This window comes from Bradyrhizobium sp., assembly GCF_016462955.1.
Classification (GTDB): domain Bacteria; phylum Pseudomonadota; class Alphaproteobacteria; order Rhizobiales; family Xanthobacteraceae; genus Bradyrhizobium.
In genome coordinates this window covers 3383-7038 of record NZ_JAEMSD010000026.1, presented here as the reverse complement: position 1 = coordinate 7038, position 3656 = coordinate 3383, and the positions used below count along the sequence as shown (strand labels likewise).

General features: G+C 62.3%; 3 protein-coding genes. 1 reads left to right on the top strand and 2 read right to left on the bottom strand.

Features of this window, described 5'->3' with window-relative positions:
- Positions 1-78: 78 nt before the first annotated feature.
- Both JHD07_RS05050 and JHD07_RS05045 read right to left on the bottom strand, forming a co-directional pair.
- Positions 79-1629 (bottom strand): PAS domain S-box protein, encoded by a 1551-nt coding sequence (locus tag JHD07_RS05050; RefSeq protein WP_291619615.1) that lies wholly within the window; start codon positions 1627-1629, stop codon positions 79-81.
- A gap of 116 nt (positions 1630-1745) precedes the next feature.
- Positions 1746-2393, bottom strand: a complete 648-nt coding sequence (locus JHD07_RS05045; RefSeq protein ID WP_291619613.1) for a DedA family protein — start codon at positions 2391-2393, stop codon at positions 1746-1748.
- 295 nt (positions 2394-2688) lie between these two features.
- Here JHD07_RS05045 and cobS point away from each other — a divergent pair.
- On the top strand, positions 2689-3656 hold a 968-nt coding region (cobS, locus tag JHD07_RS05040), incomplete at its 3' end, for a cobaltochelatase subunit CobS (RefSeq protein WP_291619610.1).

Genomic DNA, 3656 nt, shown 5'->3' with positions numbered 1-3656 from the left:
GTCGATCTCGAAACCGTACGACACCGGCGAGCTGGTAAGCTGCCTGTCGGAGGCCGCCGGGCTTCGAGGTCTCGCTGACTAACCAAGGGCCTTACGTTCCGCCGCTTGTGGCGGACCATGGTCCAGTGCCCTCCGAATGATCCTGGCCAGGTCGGCTTTTCGAAAGGGCTTGCTCAGAAGCAGCGTGCCGGGGTCGAGGCGGCCGTGATGAATGATGGCATTTTCCGTGTAACCCGACATGAAGACGACCTTGAGTTCGGGAAAAGATCTTTGGGCTTCGTCTGCCAGCTGCCTGCCATTCATCGTCCCAGGCATGACCACATCTGTCAGCAGCAACGCGAACCGGTCGCGCGCCAGGAGCGCGAGCGCATCGCTTGCGTTCGCGACCGCCAGGGCATGATAGCCGAGGCTCTGGAGTTGCCGCGTGGTGGTCTCGCGCACCAATTCATCGTCCTCGACAACAAGCACATCTTCATGACCGCCAACGATCGGCGAGCTCGAACGAAGGGCGACCTCTTCTGCCGCATCTTCAGCCTGCGGCAAATAAATCTTGATGGTGGTTCCGACGCCGATCTCGCTGTAAACCTTGATGTAGCCCCCGGATTGTTTCACGAACCCGTGGACCATGCTCAACCCCAGCCCGCTGCCGCGGCCGGTCGCCTTGGTCGTGAAAAATGGATCGAATATGCGGCCCTGGATGGCCTTGGGTATGCCGTCGCCATTGTCGCTTACCGCGATCATCAGCTGTTGACCGGGAATGGCCTCGGGATTCTCAGTGAGATAGTCGGCATCGAAACTCGCGTCCCCGGTTTCGATCATGAGCTTTCCGCCCTCCGGCATGGCGTCGCGGGCGTTCAGGGCGAGGTTCAGCACGGCGGTCACGAGCTGGTCAGGGTCCACCATGGCCGCGGCAATGTCAGCCTTCAGATCGATTTCCAGCGCAATGTTCTCCGGCAATGTGCGCTTGAGCAGATCGGCAGTCTGCTCCACAAGCCTGTTCACATCGGTCGCCACCGGCGATAACGGCTGCTTCCGGGCGAACGCCAGCAGACGCGAGGTCAGCTCGGCACCCCGGGTAGCCGCGGCGTCGATCAGCTTCACGATCGCCTGAAGATCGGGGCGATCGTTCAATTCGTCCGCAAGAATCTCGATCGTCCCCGTGATCACCGACAGAATGTTGTTGAAGTCGTGCGCGACGCCACCCGTCAAATGACCCACCGCCTCCAGCTTCTGGGCTTGACGCAGGACGCGCTCATCCTCCTTCTGTCTCGAAATATCCCTGGCGATCTTGGTCGCGCCGATGATCTCTCCGGTCGACGATCTAACCGGCGATACGCTGATCGACACTTCGATCAGGCGACCAGCTTTCGATTGCCGAAATGTTTCGAAATGTTCGATGTGCTCGCCGTTGCTGAGACGTTCGAGGATGCGACGTTCTTCATCCTGTCGATCTTCGGGAACGATCAAGAAGATGGACGCCCCGATCGCCTCCTCCGGCGCAAAGCCAAAAAGACGCTCGGCGCCCTTGTTCCAGCTGGTGATCGTGCCGTCGAGCCTCTTTGTAACGATCGCGTCATCGGAAAACTCGATGGCAGCAAGCAGTAGAAGGTTCTTAGAGGCGTCGGACACGCGCCTTCCTCTCAAAAGAGTAAGGCTAGGAGTTTCAGCAACTGAAGTCCACAACCAAGGCTATGGCCGGCCACTCCGCACGCTTTGAGAATCGCCAAACCTGCCGGATTGTGGTGTCAGGCCGGACGCTTTGCGCCGGGACGGCGACGCCGGATGGCCCTGATCGTAAGCCACAGGACCACGGCGCCAGCCACCACGGCGAGAATCCAGATGTGCTTGCCGGTGTGCTGATGATGATGCAGCCCGGCATAGTCGTGCAGGGCCGACACCGCCAGCACGCCGGGCAGCACATGCGCGGGCGCCCAGGCCAGGATCGCCGGGATGTTGACCGCGTAGAATTTGGCCGGCGCCATGCCGAGCGCGCCGGCGGTCACGGGGACGAAGGCGCGGACCGGCGGCACGAAGCGGGCGAAGAACACGGCCCAGGTGCCGAAGCGGTGGAAGAAGCTCTCGCTCTCGGCGACCACGCGCGGATAGTTGGTCAGCGGCCAGGTGTTGAGGATCTCGCGCTGGCGCCGGTGGCCGATCCAGTAGGCCGAGCCGTCCCCCAGTACGGCGCCGAGCGCGGCCGACAGCAGCACCCATGGCAGCTGCAGCTCGCCGCCCGGCACCAGCGCGCTCAGCGCCAGGATGATGGTCGAGCCCGGGATCACCGACCCCACCACCGGAACGGCTTCGAGCAACGCCGCCAGGAACAGCGTCAGATAACCCAGCCACGGATGGGCGGACACGAAGGCGATGAGGGGATCGAGGAAGGACGTCACGTGGTCTCTGGCGGGCTGGAGCAGGGGGCGTTGACCTTACATAAGTAGCGGCAAGCGGCCCAAAGTCCATTTGTGTGCGCTGCGTTCGCAAACCGGGCCCCAATTCGGGCGTGATTCGCAAGGCAGCCCTCCAAAATCTGCGTTCCTTGCCTATCTAAATGAAAAGACAACGGAACTTTGATTGGTGCCCGGGCTTCTGCCGGCTCGTTGTCTCTGATAGGTTGCTTTCCAGCACCCAGCCGCAGCCAACGTGCGAATAACCGGTTTCGGGACCGCCCGGGACCTCGGAGGATTGATGACGACCGCCGCCCTGTCCAAAGTTGAGGAAGTTTCCGGTCTGCCCGACATGAAGGTGTCGGTGCGCCAGGTGTTCGGGATCGACAGCGATCTCGAAGTCCCGGCCTATTCCGAAGTCGATCCTCACGTGCCCGATGTGGATCCCGACTATCGCTTCGACCGCGCCACCACGCTCGCCATTCTCGCGGGCTTTGCGCGCAACCGCCGCGTCATGGTGACCGGCTATCACGGCACCGGCAAGTCCACCCATATCGAGCAGGTCGCGGCGCGCCTGAACTGGCCCTGCGTGCGCGTCAACCTCGACAGCCACATCAGCCGCATCGACCTCGTCGGCAAGGACTCGATCGTGGTCCGCGACGGCAAGCAGGTCACCGAATTCCGCGACGGCATTTTGCCCTGGGCGCTGCAGCACAACGACGCGCTGGTGTTCGACGAATACGACGCCGGCCGCCCGGACGTGATGTTCGTGATCCAGCGCGTGCTCGAAGTTTCGGGCCGCCTGACGCTGCTCGACCAGAACAAGGTGATCAAGCCGCACCCGGCGTTCCGCCTGTTTGCCACGGCCAACACCGTCGGCCTCGGCGACACCTCCGGCCTCTATCACGGCACCCAGCAGATCAACCAGGGCCAGATGGACCGCTGGTCGATCGTCACCACGCTGAACTATCTCAGCCATGACGAGGAAGTGGAGATCGTGCTGGCCAAGGCCAAGCATTATCGCACCCAGGAAGGCCGCGACATCGTCAACAAGATGGTGCGCCTCGCCGATCTCACCCGCAACGCCTTCGCCAACGGCGATTTGTCGACGGTGATGAGTCCGCGCACGGTGATCACCTGGGCGGAAAACGCCGACATCTTCGGCGATATCGGCTTTGCCTTCCGCGTCACCTTCCTCAACAAATGCGACGAGCTCGAGCGTCCCCTGGTCGCCGAATTCTACCAGCGCTGCTTCAATGCCGAGCTGCC